Source organism: Polaribacter sp. PL03 (assembly GCF_033875165.1).
Classification (GTDB): domain Bacteria; phylum Bacteroidota; class Bacteroidia; order Flavobacteriales; family Flavobacteriaceae; genus Polaribacter.
Window position 1 is genome coordinate 48,153 of the sequence record NZ_JAWZSV010000006.1, and the last position, 24,266, is coordinate 72,418.

General features: G+C 29.3%; 17 protein-coding genes. 11 read left to right on the forward strand and 6 right to left on the reverse strand.

Annotated elements, in window-relative coordinates:
- The first annotated feature begins 24 nt into the window (after positions 1 to 24).
- Together SHK09_RS12835 and SHK09_RS12840 are read left to right on the forward strand one after the other, a co-directional pair.
- On the forward strand, positions 25 to 1,902 hold the full coding sequence (locus SHK09_RS12835) for a nucleoside-diphosphate sugar epimerase/dehydratase (RefSeq protein WP_319811186.1): 1,878 nt from the start codon (positions 25 to 27) through the stop codon (positions 1,900 to 1,902).
- A 268-nt stretch (positions 1,903 to 2,170) separates the two neighbouring features.
- On the forward strand, positions 2,171 to 3,025 hold the full coding sequence (locus SHK09_RS12840) for an N-acetylglucosamine kinase (RefSeq protein ID WP_319811187.1): 855 nt from the start codon (positions 2,171 to 2,173) through the stop codon (positions 3,023 to 3,025).
- Here SHK09_RS12840 and SHK09_RS12845 read toward each other — a convergent pair.
- Both SHK09_RS12845 and gldJ read right to left on the reverse strand, forming a co-directional pair.
- Positions 3,015 to 4,271 (reverse strand): UDP-N-acetylmuramoyl-tripeptide--D-alanyl-D-alanine ligase, encoded by a 1,257-nt coding sequence (locus tag SHK09_RS12845; protein ID WP_319811188.1) that lies wholly within the window; start codon positions 4,269 to 4,271, stop codon positions 3,015 to 3,017. The genes SHK09_RS12840 and SHK09_RS12845 overlap by 11 nt on opposite strands.
- Before the next feature lie 68 nt (positions 4,272 to 4,339).
- Positions 4,340 to 6,019 carry a gliding motility lipoprotein GldJ gene (gldJ, locus tag SHK09_RS12850; protein ID WP_319811189.1) on the reverse strand — a complete coding sequence of 560 codons (1,680 nt, stop codon included), beginning with the start codon at positions 6,017 to 6,019 and terminating at the stop codon, positions 4,340 to 4,342.
- 200 nt (positions 6,020 to 6,219) lie between these two features.
- Between gldJ and porU the strand changes: the two genes are divergently transcribed.
- The 7 genes from porU to SHK09_RS12885 all read left to right on the forward strand — a co-directional run bounded on the left by porU (position 6,220) and on the right by SHK09_RS12885 (position 16,185).
- Entirely contained in the window at positions 6,220 to 9,612 is a 3,393-nt protein-coding gene (porU, locus tag SHK09_RS12855; protein WP_319811190.1) for a type IX secretion system sortase PorU, read from the forward strand.
- A gap of 47 nt (positions 9,613 to 9,659) precedes the next feature.
- The gene (gene porV, locus SHK09_RS12860; RefSeq protein ID WP_319811191.1) at positions 9,660 to 10,781 is read left to right on the forward strand and encodes a type IX secretion system outer membrane channel protein PorV; all 1,122 of its coding nucleotides are present in this window, start codon (positions 9,660 to 9,662) and stop codon (positions 10,779 to 10,781) included.
- A 77-nt stretch (positions 10,782 to 10,858) separates the two neighbouring features.
- Positions 10,859 to 11,341: a cytidine deaminase gene (cdd, locus tag SHK09_RS12865; protein WP_319811192.1), complete on the forward strand. Its 483-nt coding sequence runs from the start codon at positions 10,859 to 10,861 to the stop codon at positions 11,339 to 11,341.
- Positions 11,342 to 11,725, forward strand: a complete 384-nt coding sequence (locus SHK09_RS12870; RefSeq protein WP_319811193.1) for a group III truncated hemoglobin — start codon at positions 11,342 to 11,344, stop codon at positions 11,723 to 11,725.
- A 119-nt stretch (positions 11,726 to 11,844) separates the two neighbouring features.
- Complete coding sequence (locus SHK09_RS12875) at positions 11,845 to 12,909, forward strand: 3-oxoacyl-ACP synthase III family protein (protein WP_319811194.1); 1,065 nt, start codon at positions 11,845 to 11,847, stop codon at positions 12,907 to 12,909.
- Between the two features lie 109 nt (positions 12,910 to 13,018).
- Positions 13,019 to 14,554: a glutamine-hydrolyzing GMP synthase gene (gene guaA, locus SHK09_RS12880; RefSeq protein WP_319811195.1), complete on the forward strand. Its 1,536-nt coding sequence runs from the start codon at positions 13,019 to 13,021 to the stop codon at positions 14,552 to 14,554.
- A gap of 5 nt (positions 14,555 to 14,559) precedes the next feature.
- Complete coding sequence (locus SHK09_RS12885; RefSeq protein WP_319811196.1) at positions 14,560 to 16,185, forward strand: LysM peptidoglycan-binding domain-containing protein; 1,626 nt, start codon at positions 14,560 to 14,562, stop codon at positions 16,183 to 16,185.
- A gap of 122 nt (positions 16,186 to 16,307) precedes the next feature.
- Here the strand turns inward: SHK09_RS12885 and SHK09_RS12890 are convergent, their stop codons facing one another.
- Both SHK09_RS12890 and ccsA read right to left on the reverse strand, forming a co-directional pair.
- Positions 16,308 to 16,823: a DUF2892 domain-containing protein gene (locus tag SHK09_RS12890; protein ID WP_319811197.1), complete on the reverse strand. Its 516-nt coding sequence runs from the start codon at positions 16,821 to 16,823 to the stop codon at positions 16,308 to 16,310.
- A 108-nt stretch (positions 16,824 to 16,931) separates the two neighbouring features.
- Positions 16,932 to 20,075, reverse strand: coding sequence for a cytochrome c biogenesis protein CcsA (gene ccsA, locus SHK09_RS12895; protein ID WP_319811198.1), 3,144 nt, complete (start codon positions 20,073 to 20,075; stop codon positions 16,932 to 16,934).
- 110 nt (positions 20,076 to 20,185) lie between these two features.
- Here ccsA and SHK09_RS12900 point away from each other — a divergent pair, with 110 nt between their 5' ends.
- Entirely contained in the window at positions 20,186 to 20,761 is a 576-nt protein-coding gene (locus SHK09_RS12900) for a hypothetical protein (protein WP_319811199.1), read from the forward strand.
- Positions 20,762 to 20,838: 77 nt separating this feature from the next.
- Here the strand turns inward: SHK09_RS12900 and SHK09_RS12905 are convergent, their stop codons facing one another.
- On the reverse strand, positions 20,839 to 22,206 hold the full coding sequence (locus SHK09_RS12905; protein ID WP_319811200.1) for an NAD-dependent succinate-semialdehyde dehydrogenase: 1,368 nt from the start codon (positions 22,204 to 22,206) through the stop codon (positions 20,839 to 20,841).
- Between the two features lie 6 nt (positions 22,207 to 22,212).
- On the reverse strand, positions 22,213 to 23,745 hold the full coding sequence (locus tag SHK09_RS12910; protein WP_319811201.1) for a GH3 auxin-responsive promoter family protein: 1,533 nt from the start codon (positions 23,743 to 23,745) through the stop codon (positions 22,213 to 22,215).
- A 169-nt stretch (positions 23,746 to 23,914) separates the two neighbouring features.
- Here SHK09_RS12910 and SHK09_RS12915 point away from each other — a divergent pair, with 169 nt between their 5' ends.
- The gene (locus tag SHK09_RS12915) at positions 23,915 to 24,256 is read left to right on the forward strand and encodes a hypothetical protein (RefSeq protein ID WP_319811202.1); all 342 of its coding nucleotides are present in this window, start codon (positions 23,915 to 23,917) and stop codon (positions 24,254 to 24,256) included.
- Positions 24,257 to 24,266 lie beyond the last annotated feature (10 nt).

A 24,266-nucleotide genomic window follows, 5' to 3' on the forward strand; every position in this document is an offset into this window, starting at 1 on the left:
TAAATAATGATTAGAAATTTTTTTTTGAAAGCACTTAATAAGTACGCCTCTAGGTGGATTGTTTTTGCAATTGATATTTTCCTTATTTGTTTTTCTTTTATTTTAGCATATTCTATTCGCTTTGATATTAGTTTTAATTTTGATAGCTCAATTTTAATACCGCAAATAATAATTGTTAGTATAATTGCAGCGATTAGTTTTCTGCTTATAGGCTCATACAAAGGAGTAATAAGACATACAGGAACCAAAGACGTTTTTAACGTATTTATAGGAGTAACTATTCTTAGTGGTACACTTAGTTTTATAATTGTTTTAAATCAATTATTTAAAATTAATGAGGGTTTTACAATTCCTAAATCAATTATTTTAATTCATTACTTAGTGTCTGTTTTTGTACTTATTATTAGTAGGTATGTTTTTAAATCTTTTTACGAAGTTATCTCTACAGAATTAGAGACAATAACAAATGCTTTAATCTATGGAGCAGGAGATTCTGGTATTATAACTTATGGAGCTTTAAATAGAGAACGAAAAGGAAATTATCAAATATTAGGTTTTATTGATGATAATAAAAATAAAATAAATAAGAAAATAGATAGAATAAAAATATATGATATTTCTAAGATTGATAAAGAGTTTATTGAGAGAAATGATATAAATGAAGTAATTATTTCGATACAAAAAATAAAACCTAGTCGTCTTTTAGAAATTACAGATAGTTTATTAGCGTTAAATGTTGAAGTTAAGATAGTACCACCCTTATCTAAATGGATTGGTGGTGATTTACAAGCGAATCAAATAAAGCAAATTAATATTGAAGATCTACTAGATAGAGATCAAATATTAATAGATAACCCAATAGTTCAAAGAGAAGTTGATAATAAAATTATATTAGTTTCTGGAGCAGCAGGTTCTATAGGTAGCGAAATTTCTAGACAGTTAAGTTTGTATAATTGTAAACTAATTGTTTTAATAGATCAGGCAGAATCTCCACTTTATGACTTACAACAAGAATTAATTCAAAATGGGATTACAAATTTTGTTGCCATTGTTTCCGATGTAAGAGATAGACATAAAATTTCTAGAATATTTAAAAAATATAAACCACAACGAGTTTTTCATGCCGCTGCTTACAAGCATGTTCCTCTAATGGAAAAATCGCCATACGAGGCTATTAAAGTTAATGTTTTAGGAACTAAAAATTTAGCAGACTTATCGATTGAGAACAAAATTGAAAGGTTTGTGATGGTTTCTACTGATAAAGCAGTAAACCCTACAAATGTTATGGGGGCTTCTAAAAGAATTGCAGAATTATATATTAGTTGCATAAGTAAGAAGTCTAAAAAAACAAAATTTACTATTACACGTTTTGGAAATGTTTTAGGTTCTAATGGTTCTGTAATTCCTTTGTTTAAAAGACAAATTGAAAGTGGTGGACCTTTAACAGTAACTCATAAAGATATAACTAGATATTTTATGACAATTCCGGAAGCTTGTAGCTTAGTTTTAGAAGCAGGTACGATGGGGAAAGGTGGTGAGATTTATATATTTGATATGGGAAAATCTGTAAAGATTTTTGAAATAGCTAAAAGAATGATCGATTTATCTGGTTTAAAATATCCTGAAGATATAGATATAAAAATTACAGGTTTAAGACCTGGAGAAAAATTATACGAAGAATTATTAGCTGACGGAGAGAATACAACAAATACTTATCATGATAAAATTATGATTGCGAAAGCAGAAAAATTTGATGGTTCTATTTTAAAATCAAAAATAGATAACTTATCTTGTGATTTTAATCAATTAGATAATAGAGATATTGTTTTGTTAATGAAAGATATTGTTCCAGAATATGTGTCTAATAACTCAGAGTTTGAAAAATTAGATAAAGTTAGTTAACTCTATATAGTTTGTTGAAAAAGTATGTTAATTTTAAGACTTCATTTAGTGTGTTATGTTTTTTTTTCTTCATAATTAATTCATATTTATAAGTTTTATAGAATAAAACTTATAGCGCAAAAACAAAGTGGTTATCTCCTTTCTATCCATTAAAACCTCTTTTTTCTTTAAGAAAAGCATAAAATTATTCATACGAAAACGATTGAAGTTATACTTGCTATTGCTCATTGATTGAAGTTATTATATATTTGAGTAAAACAATATAATTATGATTTTAATTGCAGACGGTGGTTCTACAAAGGCAGATTGGATTGCTATAAATAGTGAGAAAGAAGAAGAGTTTAGAGTTCGTACTTTAGGACTAAACCCTGCTGTTGTTGCAGAAGAAGAATTACATAACCGAATTATTAATATGTTTCAACTTATAAACATCAAAGATGATGTTTCTGAGATTCATTTCTATGGAGCTGGTTGTGGAACACCAAAACCAACTGCAGTTTTAAAAAATATATTAGAGTCTATTTTTGTAAATGCAAAGGTTTTTGTTTCTGAAGATATGTTAGCAGCAGTATATGCGGCTACAGGTAAAGACCCTGGTATGGTTTGTATTTTAGGAACTGGTTCTAATAGTTGTTATTTTGATGGTGAAGAGATGCAAATGTTAGTGCCTTCTTTAGGTTATATTTTAATGGATGAAGCAAGTGGTAATTACTTTGGAAAAAAGTTAATTATAGACTATTATTATAAAAAAATGCCAAAAAGTATTGCGTTAAAATTTGAAAAGGAATTTAATTTAGATGCAGATTACATTAAAAAGAATATTTATAAAGAAGCGAATCCTAATATGTACTTAGCCTCTTTTGCTAAGTTTATGTTCGATTTTAAAAATGAAAAATATATAAAGAGATTAATAAAGAAAGGTTTTCAAGAGTTCTTTAAATACAGAATATTACCATATGACTTAAATAATGAAACTCCAATATATTTTATTGGTTCAATAGCTCATTATTTTAGAGATATTTTAGAAAAAGTAGCCGCTAAAAATGATTTACAAATTACAGATGTAATTCAAAGACCAATTGATAATTTATTAGAGTATCATAAAAATAATATCAATCTATAAGATCAAGTAATCTTTCTAACTTCATACCTCTAGAGCCTTTAATTAAAATTGATTGATTTTCTAGAGGTTTTTTATTGATATAATTCTTTACTTCTTCAAAATTCTTAAACTTTTTGTTCTTTGTATTTGTTTTGCTAAAGTGCTCTCCAACATAGATAGTACTTGTAAATAAGTAGCTATCTGCTAAGTTTACAATTTCTTGGTGTTCTTTATCGCTTTCTTTTCCTAACTCGAACATATCTCCCAAAATAACAGTTTTAAAAGGTTTGTTCAGTTTATAAAAATTATCTAAAGCAACTTTCATACTTGATGGATTTGCATTATATGCATCTAAAATAATATGATTCTTTTCTTTTTCTATAATCTGGGAACGGTTATTTGTAGGAATGTAATTTTCGATAGCTATTTTTATTTTTTCATCTTCCACTTTAAAGTAATTTCCAATTGTAATTGCGGCTACTATATTGGTGTAGTTGTATTCTCCAACTAAATTACTTTTAATTTTATGAGAATTAAAAGAGAGTTTAACAAAAGGGTCTGCTTCTAAAAATTTAATTGTATTGCAAAAAGAAACTGTCTTTGCGTTTTTTGTTCTTTCTAGTTGAATTGAATCATTATGATTAACAAATATTGTCCTATCATTTTTCTTAAGATAAGTATACATTTCACTCTTACCCTTAATTACACCTTCAATACTACCAAAACCTTCTAAATGTGCTTTACCAAAGTTGGTGATATAACCAAAGTCTGGTTGTGCAATTGAGCATAAGAATTCTATTTCTTTTTGATGATTTGCACCCATTTCTACAATACCAATTTCTGTTTCTGGTGTCATTGAAAGCAGTGTTAAAGGAACACCAATATGATTGTTTAAATTACCTATGGTAGCTGTCGTTTTATATTTTTTTGACAGCACACAGTTAATTAATTCTTTTGTAGTTGTTTTCCCATTACTACCAGTTAAAGCTATTATTTTTGCTTTTAGTATCAATCTATGGTAGTTTGCTAGTTCCTGTAATGTTTTTAAAACATCTGCAACTAAAATGGTGTTTTCACTAATGTTATATTTTTCTTCATCTATAATTGCGTAAGATGCTCCGTTTTTTAAAGCGTCATCAGCAAATTTATTCCCATTAAAATTGTCTCCTTTTAAAGCAAAGAAAATGGTGTTTTTTCTTATGTTTCTAGTATCTGTGTCTACCAAGTAATACTTAGAGTACAGATTATATATTTCCTTAATTTTCATATATTAAATATAAAAAAAAACCTCATTGTAAAATAACAATGAGGCTTAATTTTTTTTTTGATAAAGATTTATCTATTTGGGTTTCTAACCTTTCTTTTCTTATAAGTCATTGGTCCTAATTTATCAGTAACACATCTAAAACCTATAAAGTTTGTTGCCATATATTCTGGTAAATATCTTCTTTGTGCAGGATCTAACCAATACTCTCTATCTGCCCAAGAACCTCCTTTATAAACTCTCGTTTGATCACTAATTAAAGTTCTACGCTTCTTAGAGTCATTAGTTAAAATATCTCTGTTAGAATCTTCATCTCTAGTTCTTGTAGGTTTCTTAGGTGAGTTATACATACTTGGTCTAGAAGCAAATCTATCTTCATCATCTTCATAGAATCTTGTAGAGTTTAAATCTCCATCGCCAATATTTGCATTTTCTGCTCTAGAAAAATTTGTTCTAAAACTAGCATCGTCTTTTGTAATAGGTACATATTTTATAGAACCAGGTAATTGTTTCGCTCTAATACTTCCGTTTGGTAACGTATCATATTCTACAGCAGCATCATCACCAACTATAACAACCTTACCTTCTTGGTTAATCATTTTTTTAGTAAATAAGTTTCCTCTAAAATAATTAAAGTCATTCGCTTCGTTATCTATTATAGGTCTATAAACATCAGCTACCCATTCAGCAACATTACCAGACATATCATATAATCCAAATGCATTTGGTGGGTATGATTTTATTCTAATAGGAATATCAGAACCATCAGAACTCCAACCTGGCAAACCACTATATTGTCCTTGACCTTGCTTAAAGTTTGCTAATTGATTTCCTCTATGTCTTTTTTTCTTTTCTCTTGTATACTTTCCATTCCAAGCATATTTTTTTCTACCTCTTACATTATTATATTCTCTATTTTCTACAATTGCTTTGGCCGCAAATTCCCATTCTGCTTCTGTAGGTAGTCTAAATTTTTGTTGAAGAACACCATCTGCTTGTGTAATTTTTCTTCCTTGAAAAGCATTTCTTCCAGCTTTTGGATCTCCTTTTTTTCTTACAACTCTATTTCTTACACCTCTTTTATATATTGTAGTATCACCGTCAAAAAGTCTGTCAGAATCATTTAAAAAACGTTCTGTATCAAAGAAGTTTCTAGTTGAGTCAGATTCAAAAATATTTTTAATGTGACCTTTATCTATCAGTTTCTTTAAGTTAACTGCATTGGTTCTCCATTTACAGTATTCGTTAGCTTGTAACCAAGTAACACCAACTACAGGATAATCTGCATATGCAGGATGACGAAAGTAGTTTTCAGTTAAAATATCTGTGTTTCCTAAACTTTTTCTCCAAACCAAAGTATCTGGTAAAGTAGAGTCGTAAATATGTTTGTATTTTTCCTCTGAAGGAGAAAATACATCTTTCATATATTGTACGTACAAAAAGTACTCAGAATTAGTAACTTCAGTTTCATCCATAAAAAATGAACGAACATGAATTTTTTTAGGAGTTGTGTTCCAATCGAACATTACATCGTCTTGAACTTGCCCCATTGTAAAAGAGCCACCTTCAATATCTACCATTCCTAATGGTGGTTCTTGTCCTTCAAAAGAACTGTTTCTAATGTAATTCCCGTTTTTAGGATCATTAAAAGATAAACCTGTTAGTGTAGATTTATTTGTTGATTTTTTATTACAACTTGCTAAAAGCACTGTTGTTAATACAACTAAAGATATTTTTAATATTTTTTTCATTTCCTAAGAGAAAATTATTTAGGGTTTTTATTAAGTATGCAATTTACAATAATTATAATTTATTGCAAGAAAAATGTAAAATTTAACGCATCATTTTTTTATTCACTTTCTATTAAACGCAAGCTTTTTAAATTTAGTATAACTTATCTTTGTAACTATTAAAATATCTCTTATAATTTTTCGTTATTTGAATACTATTTATGAAAAGACTTTTTTTAATCTTACTAACAATATTTTTAACGCAATATACACTTTCACAGGTTAGTACTTCTGTGCTAGCTTCTGGAGATTGGTATAAGTTTTCTGTAGATACAACAGGTGTTTTTAAAATTGATAAAAACTTGCTGCAAAGAATAGGTGTTTCTACAAACGGCTTGAACCCTAAGAATATTCAAATATTTGGAAACGGTGGTAATTTGTTACCTGTTTTAAATAGCGATTTTAGAAATGAAGATTTACAACAAAATGCGATTTATATAGAAGGTGAAGAAGATGGAAGTTTTGATGCGAATGATTTTATCCTTTTTTATGCTAAAGGACCTCATGATTGGGTTATAGACTCTGCTAATAGCACTGCAAAACATAGACAAAATATATATTCTGATAAAGCATATTATTTTATTACCGTTGGTAATAGTGTTGGTAAAAGAATTTCTTTAAAGGCAACAAATACAAATTCTGCAACTACCCAAATATCTTCATTTGACGATTTTATTTTTTACGAAAAAGAAGAAGTTAACTTATTAGGAGCTGGTAATCAATGGTTTTTTAAGGATAATTTTAATATAGAGAATACTCAAAAATTTATAATTCCTTTCCCTAATGCATTGGCCAACCAAAATATCTCTGTAAGAACAAGAGGTGTGGGTAATTCTGTAGTTTCTTCTACCATGGCTGTTAAAGTAAATTCACAAGACCTTTATACAATAAGTTATTCTGCTGCTTCCGGACCTTTAACAAAGGCATTTGCATCTGAAAGAACAGCTTCTATTAATAATTCTTTAGATGCCATAAATGTAGAAATTACCTATAATAATAACGGAAACCCTTCTGCAAATGCATATTTAGATTTTATAGAAATTGTTGGTAAAAAAGAGTTAACAGTAAATTCAAGTCAATTTTCTTTTAGAAGTTTCAATCAATTTAATGCTTCTGGTACTGTAGAATATCAAATTAAAAATGCAAATAACATCTTTCAAATCTGGGATGTTTCAGATTTTTTATCACCAAAAATAATTAATAATGAAGCTACAGGAGCCGATTTTAATTTTAAAGATATTGGTGGTGTATTAAAAGAGTATATCATTTTAAGTCAGTCTAATTTTTACATACCAGAAACCATAAATAATGCAAAAGTTGCTAACCAAAACTTACATGCACTAAAAGACATTAATTATTTGGTAATTACAAGTTCAGAATTAGTTTTAGAAGCACAGAGATTAGCAGATTATCATCTAACAAATTCTGGTTTAACTACTAAAGTAATTGTTTTAGAAGAAATTTATAATGAATTTTCTTCTGGTTCTAAAGACATTACTGGTATAAGAGATTTTATTAAACATTTATATGTAACAAGCTCATCCGAAGAAAAAAAACTAAAATATGTTTGTTTCTTTGGTGATGCATCTTATGATTATAAAGATAGAATTACAGGGAATAATAATATTGTACCTGTAAAATTATCTGACATTAGTTTTAATCTAGCAGAGTCTTATGTTACAGATGATTTTTTTGTTATGTTAGATAGTAATGAAGGTACTATGCTGCCAGCACATACCTTAAATGTTGTTTCTAGTAGAATTCCTGTTACTGGTGTTTCACAAGCAAAAGACGTAGTAGATAAAATTTTAAGTTATTACAGTAAAAATTCTATAGGAGATTGGCGAAATACAATTACTTTATTAGCAGATGATATAGATGATGATTTTGATATTCCTATACAAATAGGTGTAGAGTCTATTGCAGATGAAATTACAGCCAATAAGCCAATTTTTAATATTAGTAAAATTTATGCAGATGCTTATGTGCAAGAAAATTCTTCTGGTGGCGAGCGTTATCCTGAAGTTAAAAAAGCAATAACAAATGCTATTGAAAAAGGTACTTTGGTTTTCGATTATTTTGGTCATGGAGGTGAAGATGGTTTTGCTTCTGAAAGAATTTTAGAAAAACCACAAATTCAAGAATTTAATAACCCTAATACGCTACCATTATTAATTACAGTTACTTGTGATTTTTCTAGGTTCGATAATCCGAATAGAATTACTGCAGGAGAATTAACCTTATGGAATAAAAATGGAGGTGCAGCCAGTATGATAACTACTACAAGAGAAGTTTTTATTAGTACCGGACAAAATTTTAATGAAAGCTTAATTAGAATTTTATTAGAGTTTAATGGTGAGGATCTTACAATTGCCGAATCTTTAACTAAAACAAAGAATAGCTTTCCTAGTTTTCAGAAATTCTTTATTTATTCTTTTGGAGATCCTGCTATGAAGTTGGCTGTACCAGAGCCAAATATTAAAATAACAAAATTAAATGGTAAAGACATATCGCAACCTTTAGATACTTTAAAAGCGCTTTCTAAAGTTAATTTTGAAGGTGTTGTTGTAGATAATTCTGGCATTATTTTAAATGATTTTAATGGCTCTTTGTCTACCACCGTTTTTGATAAAACAATTTTTAAAACAACTTTAGGGAATAATAATTTTGGTGAAACATTAGATTTTGATACGCAAGATAGTAAACTTTTTAGAGGTAAATCTAGCGTTGAAAATGGAGTTTTTAAATTCGATTTTGTTGTGCCAAAAGATATTAAAATAGCATACGGAGAAGGGAAATTAAGCTTTTATGCAGAAAATGGAACAATAGAAAAATCGGGTTATAATATTGATATATTAGTAGGTGGAATTGATGAAAATGCACCTAAAGATACTACTGGGCCAGAAGTAAAACTTTTTATGAATGATGAATCTTTTATTGATGGTGCAAATACAAATGCTTCACCTAATTTAATTGCTGTACTTTTCGATGTAAGTGGTATTAATACATCTATAACAGCTGTAGATCATGATATAATAGGAATTTTAGATGGTGATACTTCAAATCCTATTGTGTTAAACGATTTTTATCAAACAGAATTAAACGATTTTACTAACGGAAAAGTGACTTATAAACTTAGAGATTTAGAGGTTGGCGCTCATACTTTAAAAATAAAAGCTTGGGACACATACAATAACTCATCTGAAACTACGTTAAACTTCGTGGTTGTTAGTGATACCATACTAAATTTAGAAAATGTTTTAAATTATCCAAATCCTTTTGTAAATTACACAGAGTTTTGGTTTAACCATAATAAACCCAATGAACCATTAGAAGTACAAGTTCAAATATTTACAGTTTCTGGTAAATTAGTAAAGACGATAAACAAAAGTATTCAAACAATAGGTAACTTATCTAGAAGTATTACTTGGAATGGTTTAGATGATTTTGGAAATAAAATAGGAAAAGGAGTATACGTTTATAAATTAAGAGTTAAATCTACTTTAAGTAATTTGGTTTCAGAGAAGTATGAGAAATTAGTAATACTTCAATAAAAATTAGATATTTGCAATAAGAACAAGATTCAATATAGATGAAAGAAATGAAGAAAATAGGGCTATGTTTATTATTAAGTGTTTTCGCAACAATTAAAGTTTCGGCACAGACAAATACTGAACAAACTGGTGGAATTACAACAGCAACACCATTTTTACTAATTGTACCAGATGCAAGAGCAGGTGGTATGGGAGATATAGGTGTAGCTACTAGTGCAGATGCTTTCTCTTTGTTTCATAATCCAGCAAAAATTGCATTTAGTAATAGACAAATTTATACAGGTATAACATATTCTCCTTGGTTACGTAACTTAACAGATGATATTTTTATAGGAAGTGGATCTTATATTAATAGATATAGCGATAGAGCTGCTTGGGGTGTAGATTTTAAGTATTTTTCTTTAGGGCAAATAGATTTAACAGATAATGGTGGTAACCCAAATGGGTCTATAAACCCTAATGAATTAGTAGCAACTGGTTCTTATTCTTTAAAATTAAGCGAAACTTTTGCAATGGGAGTTTCTTTAAAATACATTCGTTCTAATTTAGCGTTTAATGGTACATCTGGTAATTCTTTACAGCCAATTAATTCATTTGCTGTAGACGTTTCTGGTTATTACCAGTCTCTAGAAGAAAATTATGGTAATTTTAATGGTAAGTATAGAATAGGTTTTAATATCGCTAATATTGGGCCTAAAGTTTCTTACACACCAGGTGAAGAAGATTTTATACCTACTAACTTAAAATTAGGTGGTGGTTTCGACTTTATTTTAGATGATTATAATACAATCTCTACAACTCTAGAATTTACAAAACTATTAGTACCAACTGTAAACGACCCTAATAATGAAAAAGGTTGGATCGATGGAATTTTTAGTTCTTTTGGTGATGCTCCAGGAGGTTTTAGTGAAGAAATTAAAGAAGTTACCTACGCTTTTGGTGCAGAATATTTATACAACAATGCATTTGCATTAAGAACTGGTTATTTTCATGAAAGCGAAACAAAAGGAAATAGACAATACTTTACTTTAGGTGGTGGTTTTAAAACCAACGCTTTAAATATAGATTTATCTTATTTAATTAATGCTTCAGATGTAAATAACCCATTAGAAAACTCTTTACGTTTTTCTTTATCTTTTGATTTAGGTGAAATTTACGAAGATTATTAATAAACCATATTTTTTTAGTAATTTTATAACAATATTTAAAGCAGTCAATTTAGGCTGCTTTTTTTGACCGCTAAATTATGAAAGAAATAAAAATTTCTACAACAGCAACTGTTTATAATGATGTTTCAGAATTATCTACAGAAGACAGAATGTTAATGGAGAAAGCTGTTGATGCTAGAAAAAAAGCATATGCACCTTATTCTAAGTTTAATGTTGGTGCAGCGTTGTTATTAGAAAACGGAGAAATAGTTTTAGGTAATAATCAAGAAAATGCAGCGTACCCTTCTGGGTTATGTGCAGAACGAGTTGCTATTTATTATGCAGGGGCAACTTACCCTGGTGTAAAAATAATGAAACTGGCAATTTCAGCAAGTTCATCAATTACAAAAGTAGACAAGCCTGTTGGTCCTTGTGGCGCTTGTAGACAATCATTATCTGAATATGAAATAAAGCAAAAACAATCTTTTCCTCTTATCTTTATGGGAGAAGTTGGTGAGATTGTAAAAACAGAATCTTTACTTTCTTTATTGCCTTTTTCTTTTGATAGTTCATACTTATAGATGAAAACAGATATCTCTTCAAGAAAAGACATTAAGCTAATCATCTCAAAATTTTATGAGCTGTTATTGGTAGATAAAAGAATGATTCCTTTTTTCGAGGATATTGTTGCACAAAACCATTTAGAAGAACATCTAGAAGTTATTTCAGATTTTTGGAACGATATTTTGTTTAACACAACTACCTATAAAAATAATACAATGCAAAAACATTTAGATAAAAATGCTTTTGTAAAGTTCGAAAAAGAACATTTTTCAATTTGGACATCGTATTTATTTCAAACAATTGACGCTTATTTTCAAGGAGAAATATCAGAAAGAATGAAGAACAGAGCAACCTCAATAGCTACTGTTATGCAACTTAAAATGAATGTTTTTAAAAAGTAAACCTATCAATTTAAAACTAGAAATAGTAGTTTTATCTATTTTGAACTTTCCATTGTTATGCATGCATAGTAAATTTATCTAAATATTCTTTTTATTTTTGTTACATAAATACCTACAATATGATTTCATCAAAGATTACAGGAACAGGAAGTTTTATTCCTTCAATAAAAAAAGAGAATAAAGATTTTTTAAGTACTCATTTTTTAAATGAAGATGGTAGTGGTTTTTCTTCGGAAAACGATGTTATTATAAGTAAGTTTAAAGACATTACTGGTATTGAAGAAAGACGATATGCAAAACCAGAATATAAAACATCTGATATGGCTTTTTTTGCTGCAGAAAAAGCAATTAAAGATGCAAATTTAAATATAGAAGAACTAGATTATATTATTCTTGCACATAATTTTGGAGACATAAAACCAGGAACTATTCAAGGAGATATGTTACCAAGTTTAGCAACTAGAGTTAAATATAGATTAGGTATTGCAAACCCTAATTGTGTTGCTTATGATATTCTTTTTGGTTGCCCTGGTTGGATAGAAGGTGTAATACAAGCACAAGCTTTTATAAAAGCAGGAATTGCAAAAAAATGTTTGGTAATAGGCGCAGAAACATTGTCTAGAGTTATAGATAAGTACGACAGGGATTCTATGATTTATAGCGATGGTGCTGGTGCTTGTATAGTAGAGAAAACTTCGGAAGAAAATTCTGGTATAATTAGTCATGCAACACAAACTTTTGCAAAAGAAGAAGCCTATTTTTTACATTTCGGTAAATCTTTTAATAAAGAGGAAGATGAAAGTGTACGCTATATTAAAATGTACGGTAGAAAAATTTACGAGTTTGCAATTACAAATGTTCCTGCAGCTATGAAAACAGCTTTAGACAAAAGCGGATTAGGGATTGATGATGTTAAGAAAATCTTCATTCATCAAGCAAATGAAAAAATGGATGAAGCGATAGTAAAACGATTCTATAGATTGTTTAAAAAACAAGTACCAGAAGGTATTATGCCTATGAGTATTCATAAATTAGGGAATAGTTCTGTAGCTACTGTACCTACTTTGTTAGATTTAGTTTTAAAAGGAAACATAGAAAACCAAGAAGTAAAAAAGGGAGATGTTGCAATTTTAGCTTCTGTTGGAGCAGGAATGAATATTAATGCAATTATTTATCGTTTCTAAAATTTGATAAAAAAAACACGAATTCTCGTTAATTTTAACGAATTCTAATTTATCATAAAAAATATTCATTTCAGCATTTAAAATTTAATCTGAAATAGTATTTTTGCGCATGCAACAACACAACGTACTTATTTTAGATTTCGGATCGCAATACACACAACTAATTGCAAGAAGAGTTAGAGAATTAAACATTTACTGTGAAATTCATCCATACAACCATCCACCTAAAAATCAATCAGAATTTAAAGCAATCATTTTATCGGGTAGTCCAAATTCGGTAAGAGGAGAAAATGTTTTACATCCAGATTTATCAGATATTAGAGGAAAAAAACCAATGTTAGCAGTTTGTTATGGCGCACAATATTTAGCGCATTTCTCTGGTGGCGAAGTTGCGCCTTCTAATACAAGAGAATATGGTAGAGCAAATTTATCATTCATAAAAAGTAATGAAACTTTCTTTGAAAACATTTCTCAAGGAAGCCAAGTGTGGATGAGTCATTCAGACACTATAAAAGATTTGCCAACTAATGGAGAATTATTAGCAAGCACAAAAGACGTAGCAAATGCGGCTTATAAAATTAAGGGGGAAGAAACCTATGCAATTCAATTTCACCCAGAAGTGTACCATTCTAAAGATGGTAAACAATTATTAGAAAATTTCTTAGTAAAAATTGCAGGCGTTGCACAAACCTGGACTCCAGATTCTTTCGTAGAAAGTACCGTTGCAGCAATTCAAGAAAAAGTAGGAAATGATAAAGTTGTTTTAGGACTTTCTGGAGGTGTAGATTCTACAGTGGCAGCAGTTTTATTAAACAAAGCAATTGGTAAAAACCTGTATTGTATTTTTGTTAACAACGGGTTGTTACGTAAAAACGAATTCGATAGCGTTTTAAAGCAATACGAAGGAATGGGATTAAACGTTAAAGGTGTTGATGCATCTGCACGTTTTTTGAAAGCTTTAGAAGGAGTTTCAGATCCAGAAAAGAAAAGAAAAGCAATTGGAAACTCTTTTATAGAAGTTTTTGATGATGAGGCGCAACAAATAACAGATGTAACTTGGTTAGCACAAGGAACAATTTATCCTGATGTTATTGAGTCTGTTTCTGTAAACGGAGGTCCATCTGCAACAATAAAAAGTCATCATAATGTAGGAGGTTTACCAGATTACATGAAATTAAAAATTGTAGAGCCTTTGCGTATGATTTTTAAAGATGAAGTAAGAAGAGTAGGAGCTTCTATGGGAATTGATCCAGAATTATTAGGTCGTCACCCATTTCCTGGTCCTGGTTTAGGTATACGTATCTTAGGAGATGTTACTGCAGAAAAAGTACGTATTCTACAAGATGTTGATGCTGTTTTTATAAACGGTTTAAAAGAAGACGGTTTGTATGATAAAGTTTGGCAAGCAGGTGCAATGTTACTTCCTGTAAACTCTGTAGGTGTAATGGGAGACGAAAGAACTTACGAAAAAGTGGTAGCTTTAAGAGCTGTAGAAAGCACAGATGGTATGACTGCAGATTGGGTAAATTTACCTTATGAATTTTTACAAAAAATATCAAATCAAATAATAAATCAAGTAAAAGGCGTTAATAGAGTAGTGTATGACATTAGTTCTAAACCACCTGCAACTATAGAATGGGAATAAAATATATGAAACATCTTAAATTTTTTGTTTTTCTGTGTATTCTAACGTTTACCGTTTCTTGCGGTCAACAAAAAAAATACGTTCAGTATAAAGTTAAAGAAGGAGAATCGATGCGTGTTATTGCCAAGAAATTGGACATGAAAACCAAAGATTTATTACGTCTTAATCCTGATGTAAGTAGAAATCCTGAAACAAATACCGTAATTATAATTCCTAATAAGGATTTGAAAAAGGGTACTATAAATAAGGATAATAATAAGGATGTTGTTGCTGGTTCTAATACCGAAAAAGAAGATTCTAAAACTGTTGTAATTTCTGAAAAGCAAAAACAAAGAAATTTGTTAATTGCAGAGTTAGAGAAGGAGTTTAAAATTCACGAAGTTAAAAAGGGCGATACTTTTTATAGTCTAACTAGATTCTACAATGTAACTAGAGAAGACTTAATTAGTTTAAACCCTGCTTTATCAGAAGGCTTAAAATTAGGGCAACTAATTAAAATTATGCCTATAGATGAGTTTATAGAGGAGGATGAATTACTTTACAAAGATGACATTAAAAGAGGTGTTTCTGTTAAGGCTGCAATTATGCTTCCTTTTAGAGCTGCTGAGTTAGAAGCGCTTTCTAGTAAAGATATTTTTGAGAATAGTAAACTATCTAACATTGTAACAGATTTTTATTTGGGTGCAGAAATAGCAATAGATTCTTTAAGAAAACAAGGTGTAGAATTAGATGTTACAGTTTTTGATACTGGTAAAAACAGTACAAAAATAAAAACAATTGTAGCAGAAAATAACCTTAAAGACAACGATGTTATCATTGGCCCTTTATATTCAGAAGAGGTTCAGTTTTTAGCAGATAATGTAAATACATCAATTGTTTTTCCCGTGTATTCTAAAAAACAATCGAAATTTACATCTAGTAGAATTATTAAAACTTCGCCTAATAAAGATTTATTTAGAGATAAATTATTAAAATATATAGAAGGTAATTTTTACGATGGTAACATAATTATTGTTGGAGACGGCAAAACGGAATCTAATTCTAGCGCAAACAAAATTAGAGAGATTCTTAAATCTCATGATTCTATAAATAGCGTTAGTCTTATTACGCCTAAAGACGGTTACATTAAGAAATCTAAATTTACAGATGTTCTTAAACCAAAGATGAAGAATATTGTGGTGATTACTACCAGCGATAATATAATTGTAGCAAGTGCAATTAATAGCTTAATTAGTTTGCCTGCAGAAACTACAGCAACAGTTTTTACTTTTGATAAGGTAAGCGCTTTTGATAATATAGACAATGCTAAATTAGCGCACTTAGGTTTTACTTATGTTAGCGATGAGTATGTTAGAGAAGATGCTTTTAAAGCCATGGATTTTAATAGAAAATATTTAGCTAAAAATGGTGTATTACCATCTTCTTACGCAACAAAAGGTTTCGATGTAACTTATGATGTTTTAATGCGTTTAGCGTCTGGTAACAGCTTAAAGTCTACTTTAGATGAAGGTTATTCTTATAGAGTAGAAACTAAGTTTGATTATACAGACAAGGCTTTTAAAACAACAGAAAATAAAGGATTGTTTATTGTGAAGTACAACGCAGATCTTACATTAACAAGAATACAATAAAGAGATATCTATTAGAAATAAAAAAATCCGATGAAATTAATTTCATCGGATTTTTTTGTGCTTTATATGTAAGTTACATTTCTAATTATTGTTGTTAATTGGAATTGTAATTTAAAAGAAAATTAAATTTTCTTCATCTGTTGTTTCATTTGTTGCATTTGTTCTTTTAACATACCATGCTTGTCTAGTTTCTTAGCTTCTGCCATTAAGATAGTAGCTTCACGTTTACGTCTTTTAGTCATAGAAATACCAGCTAACTGTAATTTTGCCATAGCTAAATCATGATCCATTGCTAAACCTAATTTTACAGCTTTACGCAAATATTTTTCTGCTTGAGTCATATTTGTTTGGCTTAACATAATACCATGTAAATAGTTAAAATACCCTTGTTGCTTAACAATTAAAGCAGCTTCAGGGTTTTTAATATAGTCTAACCACTTTTTAGTACCTGCAAAATTTTGTTTACGTAACTGTAAAAACGCTAGTAAAATAAATTCGTTTTTAAAGTAAAATAAAACAAAAAGGCCTGCTAATAATAAAACAGAAATTCCGTTCATAATATTTCCTAGGGTAAATTGATATACTGCCCAAACTGAAATTATACCGGCTAAAATTAATTTAATATTTTTATGAAACATACACTATTTTTCTTTTTGAAATCTCGATAAAATCGAGGTTTTAAGGTTGATGATTGAGAAGCAAAAATACATTTTCTTATGAAAATAATTCCTTACTTCTCTTTAAAATTATTTTTTATAATATTTTTTATATTTAATAAATGCAAAGGTTCCTAAAATTAATACAAAACCAACAGAATAATAAATAGAAGTTGGTGTAATAACTCTATCTCCACTAGCATAAGAATGTAAACCTGCTAAGTAGAAATTTACCCCAAAATAAGTCATCATAATAGAAGCATATGCAATTATAGACCATAAATTAAAAGTATATCTACCACGTAAACCCGGTATTAAACGCATGTGTAAAACAAAAGCATAAATCATAATAGAAATTAATGCCCAAGTTTCCTTAGGATCCCAACCCCAATAACGTCCCCAACTTTCATTAGCCCACATTCCGCCTAAAAAGTTACCAATAGTTAACATTATTAAACCAACAGTAACAGCCATCTCATTAATAATAGTAATCTCTCTAATGTTTAAATCCATTTTCTTTTTATTCTTATCATTGGTAAAAACCATTAATAAAAGAGCAAAGATTCCTAAAATCATACCTAAAGAAAGCGGACCGTAACTAGCAACAATAATAGAAGTGTGTACTAAAAGCCACCAAGAATTTAAAACAGGTTGCAAGTTAGCAATCTCTGGGTCTAGCCAGTTTTGATGTGCAAAACCTAATGTAATTGCCACAAGAAAAGTAGTCGCAGTAATTGTTAATGCAGATCTTCTTCCCATAAAAAGCCCAAATAACATTGTAGCCCAAGCAACAAAAATAATAGATTCATAAGCATTACTCCAAGGTGCATAACCACTTATATACCATCTAGAAATTAAGCTTAAAGTGTGAAAGATAAATAAGCCAACAACACCAATTGATAATATTTTTACAGTTTTACCAATCCATTTTTTAGAATTAAATATTTGCCAAATAACAAATATTATTAAAAAGACACTTAAAAAACCATAATACTTAGAGAGTAACTGAAAGGGTTGAATCTTATTATATGAAATTTCTAAATCTATTTTCTTTTCTGAAGGACGTACTTCTGAACCAAACTTTTGTTGAAATGTTTTAATTCCGTCTAAAATTTTATTTGCTTCAGAATAATCATTTGTTTTTTTAGCTTTTTGTAAAAACTGAATATAAACAGGTAAAGACTGACGAACAAAAACAGAATCTGTTCCTTTAAAATTAGCTGTAGATGTTTCTGGCTGAGAAACCCATGTGTTATTTTCATCACCAGGAATTGGATAAATCTTTAGAATTCCACCACCAATTGCAGAATATAATAAACCAATTCTTCTATCTATTTTTATTAAATCTTTTTGAAACTTGTTTTTTATTTTAGTCTTTTGTGCTTCCGCAACTTTCTTTTCTATTTTATAAATACCAGTTGGTGTTATAAAATCTGATAAAGCGGCATATTCAGTTGTTTGTGCAACACCTATAAAATCTCTAATTTCTGTATTTCCTTTTTCTAAATAAATAACAGGAACTTCAAACCAAAGTCTTGGATTTTCTATAATAGATAATAAAACCTGACTAGGTTCCATATCTTTAAATTTTTCTGTTTTACTTACTTTTCTTACCAATTCAGAAGCAAAAGTATGTGCAGGTTTCATTCTACCATTATCCTGAATAACCAATTTATTAAAGCTTTCAGCATGTTTTGCATCCACCATATTGGCTTTTAAAATAGAATCTATTTGTTGATGGGTAATTTTATTTGGTTGATGATTATTTGCATGTTGCCCAAAACTGAAACTAGATAAAAGTAATGTAGCTACAATAGACATTGTTAATTTCTTCTTTCTAATTTTTGCTAATCCTTTTTTAAGATCATCGAAACGAGTGTTTTTTGCAAAGAGAATACAAATTAAACCAGTGTATAATAAAGAGTACCCAAAATAGGTAACAAAAGTTCCTAAAAAATCATGATTTACAGAAAGATGAGTTTCTTCTTTTTCACCAGACAAATCATAACTTGCTTGGAAAAACTTATAACCCTCGTGATCTAAAATATGGTTCATAAAAATTCTGTAATCAAAAGTTTCTTTAGGATCTATAACTGTAACTTCACTTGCGTAAGCAGCAGCACTTTCAGAACCTGGATATTTGTCTAATTGAAAATCATTTAACTTAATATTAAAAGGAGTTTCTAAAATTTTAGCGCCATATAAAACTCTAAAATTTAAACCACCAACAGAAACTTCTTTAGAACCTTCAGAATTAAATTTTCCACCTTTTAATTCTACTCTCTCAGTTTTGTTATTTGCTGTTATATCAACAATAATAACATCTTGTGTTTTATCATCTTTAGGGCCACTAATCGTTTTCATAATTCCCCTTTCTGCAGGTCTTGGAATTACAAATTGTAGTTTACCTATATTATGAAGTGTTAAATATTGAAAATTCTGAACCGAATCTTTTACGACAGTTCCTTTCTTTTGATCTGCCATTCTAAACCAATCTCCATTGTTTTTAGACGTCATTTTAAGCGCGCCTTCTTTATTAGAAAAGTTTATAGAAGCATTGTCATTCTCTGCATCAAAACCTACTAAAACACCATGAATGTTTTGTATCGTTCCTTTTTTAATCCAATGTTCATGTCTAGTTCCTTCAGAAGATTCTACGAAAAATAAGTGTTCAATACCATTTTCGTCTTCTATTAACTTTTTTTCTGCCCAAGGAATATAATCTACCAATTCGAATTTAAAATCGATATTGTTATCCTCTGTTTTAAAATTGTCTGTATAAGACCAAGAATTTGTACCCCAAGCAGAAAGCATTATTTGTGCATTTACTTCTGGTTTCTGACTGTTTCCATCATCTACAATAGCATTTAAATATGTTGTTTCAGATAGAAACTTATTGGTAGTTTCACCTTCTTTTATCAACATAATACCTTCATAACCAACATAACGTGTAATTCCTGCACCAACAAGAATTAATAAAAAAGCGCCATGAAACATTAAAACTGGCCATTTCTCTTTTTTGTATAATCTGTATCTAAAGATATTTCCAAAGAAATTTATGACAAAGAAAACCATAATTGCTTCAAACCACCAAGCATTGTAAATAAGTGCTTTAGAGGTTTGTGTACCAAAATCATTTTCTATAAAAGTTGCGATTGCCATGGCTGTAGCAAATAAGATAAATAATATGGCCATTAAACGAGTAGAATAGAGGAAACTGAATAATTTTTTCATCCTTATGAAATGCTTTTTAAAAGAGTTACAAATTTAAGCATAAAAGCACAAATGAACTTCTAGTTAGCGGTATATTTATGTAATAAAGTTTTAAAAAAATCACAATATTTATGTTTGAATATCATATAATTCCTAAATCTATAAAAGAAGAGGTTGAAACAGCGTTAAATTATTATCCGCAGTTAAAAAATATACATATAGAATTCACTTTTAAAAAAAATATTAAAAAGTCTACAATGCAAGCGAGACCAACCTTTGATAGTTTTTTTAAATCAAAAAAAAACAGAAAATTTTTAATTTTAATTAGCGAGAAGTTTAAGATTTCTGATAAAGAATTTTCTACAAGAGATATACCTAAAGATATTTTTATTGGTTGGATTGGGCATGAACTGGGTCATATTATGGATTACCAAGATAGAAGTAAGTTAAATCTTATTTGGTTCGGATTTAAATATTTGTTTTCAGACAACCATATTGTTGAAGCTGAAAGAGCTGCTGATAGTTTTGCTGTAAAACATAAAATGGAATCTTATATTTTAAAAACTAAAAATTTTATTTTGAATCATGCAGATATAACTGAAGAGTATAAAAATCGTATTAAAAGATATTATTTGTCTCCAGAAGAAATTATGGTTTTAGTTGAAGATAGAGATAAATTAAAAGAGAATTTAGAGAAAATTGAATAAGCATTTTTTCTGTACAAATTAAAAACCTTCACTATTTTAGTGAAGGTTTTTAATTTATATTAATTTTTAAAATAAAATTAATCAATCCAAATAGACTTTGTGTTTACAAATTCTCTAATTCCGTAACTAGAAAGCTCTCTCCCATAACCACTATTTTTAATTCCACCAAAAGGTAATCTTGGGTCTGAAGTTACTAGTTTGTTTACAAAACTATTACCAGCTTCTAATTGTAACGCAACTTTTTCTCCTCTTTTAGTATTACTTGTAATTACACCAGAACCTAAACCAAAAGTAGAATTGTTGGCAAGTTCTATAGCCTCATTTTCGTCTTTTGCTCTAATAACAGATGCTACTGGTCCAAAAAGTTCTTCATCAAAAGCAACCATACCTGGTTTTAAATCACCTAAAATTGTTGCAGGATAATAAGCACCTTTTCTATCAGGAATTTTTCCTCCTAAAATTAATTTTCCTCCTTGCTTAATTGTTTTTTGAACTTGCTCATGAATTTCATTACGTAAATCTACTCGTGCCATTGGGCCATAGTAAACATCTTTGTCTGTTGGTGCCCCCATTTTAGCTGCTTTCATTTTCTTTGTAAAGAGGCTTAAGAATTCATCATAAATTTCTTCTAAAACAATAAAACGTTTAGCAGCAATGCAAGTTTGTCCATTATTTTGTAGTCTACCATAAGTAGCTAGATCAGTAGCTTTTTCTAAATCTGCATCTTCTAAAATAATATAAGCATCACTTCCACCTAACTCTAAAACAGTCTTTTTTAAATTTTCTCCTGCAATTTTAGCAACTGAGCGTCCTGCAGGCTCACTACCAGTTAATGTTACTGCAACAATATTTTTATCTTCTATTATTGTTTTTATAGCATCTGAAGTTACATTTAAGTTTGTGAAAACTCCTTTAGGGAAACCAGCTTCTGTAAAAGCCACTTCTAAAGCAAAAGCACAACCTTGTACGTTAGATGCATGTTTTAAAACGCCGGTGTTACCTGTCATTACTGCAGGTGCAGCAAAACGAATAACTTGATAAAAAGGAAAGTTCCAAGGCATTACAGCTAATGTTACACCTAATGGCTGAAACGTTACATAACTTTTACTGGCTTCTGTTTCTACAGTTTTATCGGCTAATAGATTGGCTATATTATCTGCATAATATCTACATATTAAAGCACATTTTTCTATTTCTTTACGAGATTGTTCAATAACTTTTCCCATTTCTAATGTTGCTAACTGTGCATATTTTTCTTTGTTCTCTTCAAAAATATTAGCAAGTTTATGCATTAATTTAGAACGTTCATTAAAACTTGTTTTTTTCCAAGTTTTATAAGTTTCGTTTGCTTTTGCAATTTTCTCTTTTGCGCTTTCCTCAGAAACTCTGTTGTAACTTGTAATTTCTTCTTCTGTAGCAGGATTTATACTAGTTGTTGTTTTCATAATTTCTTATTTTTTAGAATTTTGTGTCACAAATTTTTCCCAATCAGCAAATTTTTCTTCTTTCATAACACGCTCCATTTTTACTTGCCCACCTTTTTTCTTGTTATTGTCATTCCAATCATAAAAATTTTCAACAGGAATTACTTTTACTTTAACTCCTTTTAGTGCTTTACTTCTAGCAACGCTGTAGTTTTTATTTGCATTTTTTAGATAATCATCTAAAGCTGTAACAATTTTATCATTTTCGTTTATCATTTCAGAACCTAAATACCAAGAATGGTAAAATTCATCATCTTCAAATCGTTTTGCACAAATAGTATATTCTGTAATTCTTGTAGAGAATTTTTCCTCTAAATATTTAATTGCATCATCCATTTTATTAACAGATAACTGAGAACCAACAGTGTTTAAAAAGAATTTTGTACGACCCGTAATTTTAATTTCTGCTTTTTCGACATCTGTAAATTCAATAGTATCACCAATTAAGTACCTCCAAGCTCCACTAACGGTACTTATTATTAAAATATAATCTGTATTTGTTTTAACTTGTTCTAGAGTTAAAGAAGGTGCATTTTGTTTTATAGAACCATCTGCGTTTATATAATCTGGATTCATTGGAACAAACTCGAAATAAATACCATTTTCTGTGTTTAGCTGCATTGCATCTGTATCTGGTCTTACTTGTGTGGCAATATATCCTTCAGAAGCTAAATAAGTGTCGATAACTGTAACAGGTTTTCCTAACAAGGCTTTAAAACTTTTTTCATAAGGACCAAAAGCAACACCACCAGATGTATATACTTTTAAATTAGGCCAAATCTCATGAATGTTTTTTAAATTATGAAACTCAATCACTTTTTGTAACATTAGTTCTATCCAAGCAGGAATACCGCTTAAAGCACCAATATCCCATGTTTTAGCATTTTCTGCAATATGTTGTACACGTTCATCCCAATCTTCAATTTTTGCAATTTCTTCACCTGGTTTGTAATAACCTTTAAACCAAAAAGGAATGTTACTTGCACTAATACCGCTTATTTCTCCTTCTAAATGATCTTCTTTTTCTGCAAGATCTGTAGAACTTCCTAACATCATAATGTCTTTTTCGAAAAAATCTGCAGGTAAATCGAAGTTATTTAAAGCGGTAACTTGTTTAATACCAGAACTTTTTATGGCGGCAATCATTTCATCTGTAACCGGAATTTTTTTACTTGTTTTACCTGTGGTACCAGAGCTTAAAGCAAAATAGGAAGGGTTACCAACCCATGTTACATTTTCTTCTCCATTATGAAGTTTATACCACCATTTTTCATTCAAAGAGTTATAATCGAAATAGGGTATTTTTTTGGCAAATGCTTTTTCAATGTTTTCTGAAGTAAGAATCTCTTCAAAATTATAATAGTTACCAAATTGTGTTTCTTTAGCAGTTTCAAGTAAGTTTTTTAAAACTTCTTTTTGAGCTTCTATATGATTTGTTTCCGAAGAAAGTGTATCTGTTAAATTGATAATTCCTTTAATTATATTTCCTAAAATTGCCATTGCTTTTATTTTTTACAAAGATTAAGATTATGAAGGTATTAAATTAACTCTTATCATATAAATAAGAGTTCATTAGAGTTTTAATTTTTTTCTGATTGCGTTAAAATCTAAATGATTTGTGGCATTAACTAATAACTAATTCATTTTACTTTGTATTGAACCTAAATTAATGATAAAAATGAATACCTCTAAAAATGAGTTAGAAATTATTAAGAAATATGAAGCAGTAGGATATATAAATAGTTACAGAGTTAGTGGCAATCTACTGATAAACAATAAAACAAAAAGTAAGTACCTACCTAATGAAGTTTTTATAGTTGCAGAACACCGGTTTGAAGGAATGAGTAATCCATCAGACATGTCTATGTTATTTATTCTAGAAACAAAATATAAAGGGAAAGGTACTTTTTTAGCATCTTATGGTGGAGCGTCAAGTACAGAAGCGGCTGAGTTCTTCAATGAGATTCCAAAAGAAAACGTTTCAAATAAAGAAAATATTTTTATGAAATAATTGCTGATGA

Coding starts and splice junctions, on each gene's coding strand:
- SHK09_RS12840 (WP_319811187.1), top strand. CDS start 2,171: ATGATTTTAATTGCAGACGGTGGTTCTACAAAGGCAGATTGGATTGCT.
- SHK09_RS12845 (WP_319811188.1), bottom strand. CDS start 4,271: ATGAAAATTAAGGAAATATATAATCTGTACTCTAAGTATTACTTGGTA.
- gldJ (WP_319811189.1), bottom strand. CDS start 6,019: ATGAAAAAAATATTAAAAATATCTTTAGTTGTATTAACAACAGTGCTT.
- porU (WP_319811190.1), top strand. CDS start 6,220: ATGAAAAGACTTTTTTTAATCTTACTAACAATATTTTTAACGCAATAT.
- porV (WP_319811191.1), top strand. CDS start 9,660: ATGAAGAAAATAGGGCTATGTTTATTATTAAGTGTTTTCGCAACAATT.
- cdd (WP_319811192.1), top strand. CDS start 10,859: ATGAAAGAAATAAAAATTTCTACAACAGCAACTGTTTATAATGATGTT.
- SHK09_RS12870 (WP_319811193.1), top strand. CDS start 11,342: ATGAAAACAGATATCTCTTCAAGAAAAGACATTAAGCTAATCATCTCA.
- SHK09_RS12875 (WP_319811194.1), top strand. CDS start 11,845: ATGATTTCATCAAAGATTACAGGAACAGGAAGTTTTATTCCTTCAATA.
- guaA (WP_319811195.1), top strand. CDS start 13,019: ATGCAACAACACAACGTACTTATTTTAGATTTCGGATCGCAATACACA.
- SHK09_RS12885 (WP_319811196.1), top strand. CDS start 14,560: ATGAAACATCTTAAATTTTTTGTTTTTCTGTGTATTCTAACGTTTACC.
- SHK09_RS12890 (WP_319811197.1), bottom strand. CDS start 16,823: ATGTTTCATAAAAATATTAAATTAATTTTAGCCGGTATAATTTCAGTT.
- ccsA (WP_319811198.1), bottom strand. CDS start 20,075: ATGAAAAAATTATTCAGTTTCCTCTATTCTACTCGTTTAATGGCCATA.
- SHK09_RS12900 (WP_319811199.1), top strand. CDS start 20,186: ATGTTTGAATATCATATAATTCCTAAATCTATAAAAGAAGAGGTTGAA.
- SHK09_RS12905 (WP_319811200.1), bottom strand. CDS start 22,206: ATGAAAACAACAACTAGTATAAATCCTGCTACAGAAGAAGAAATTACA.
- SHK09_RS12910 (WP_319811201.1), bottom strand. CDS start 23,745: ATGGCAATTTTAGGAAATATAATTAAAGGAATTATCAATTTAACAGAT.
- SHK09_RS12915 (WP_319811202.1), top strand. CDS start 23,915: ATGATAAAAATGAATACCTCTAAAAATGAGTTAGAAATTATTAAGAAA.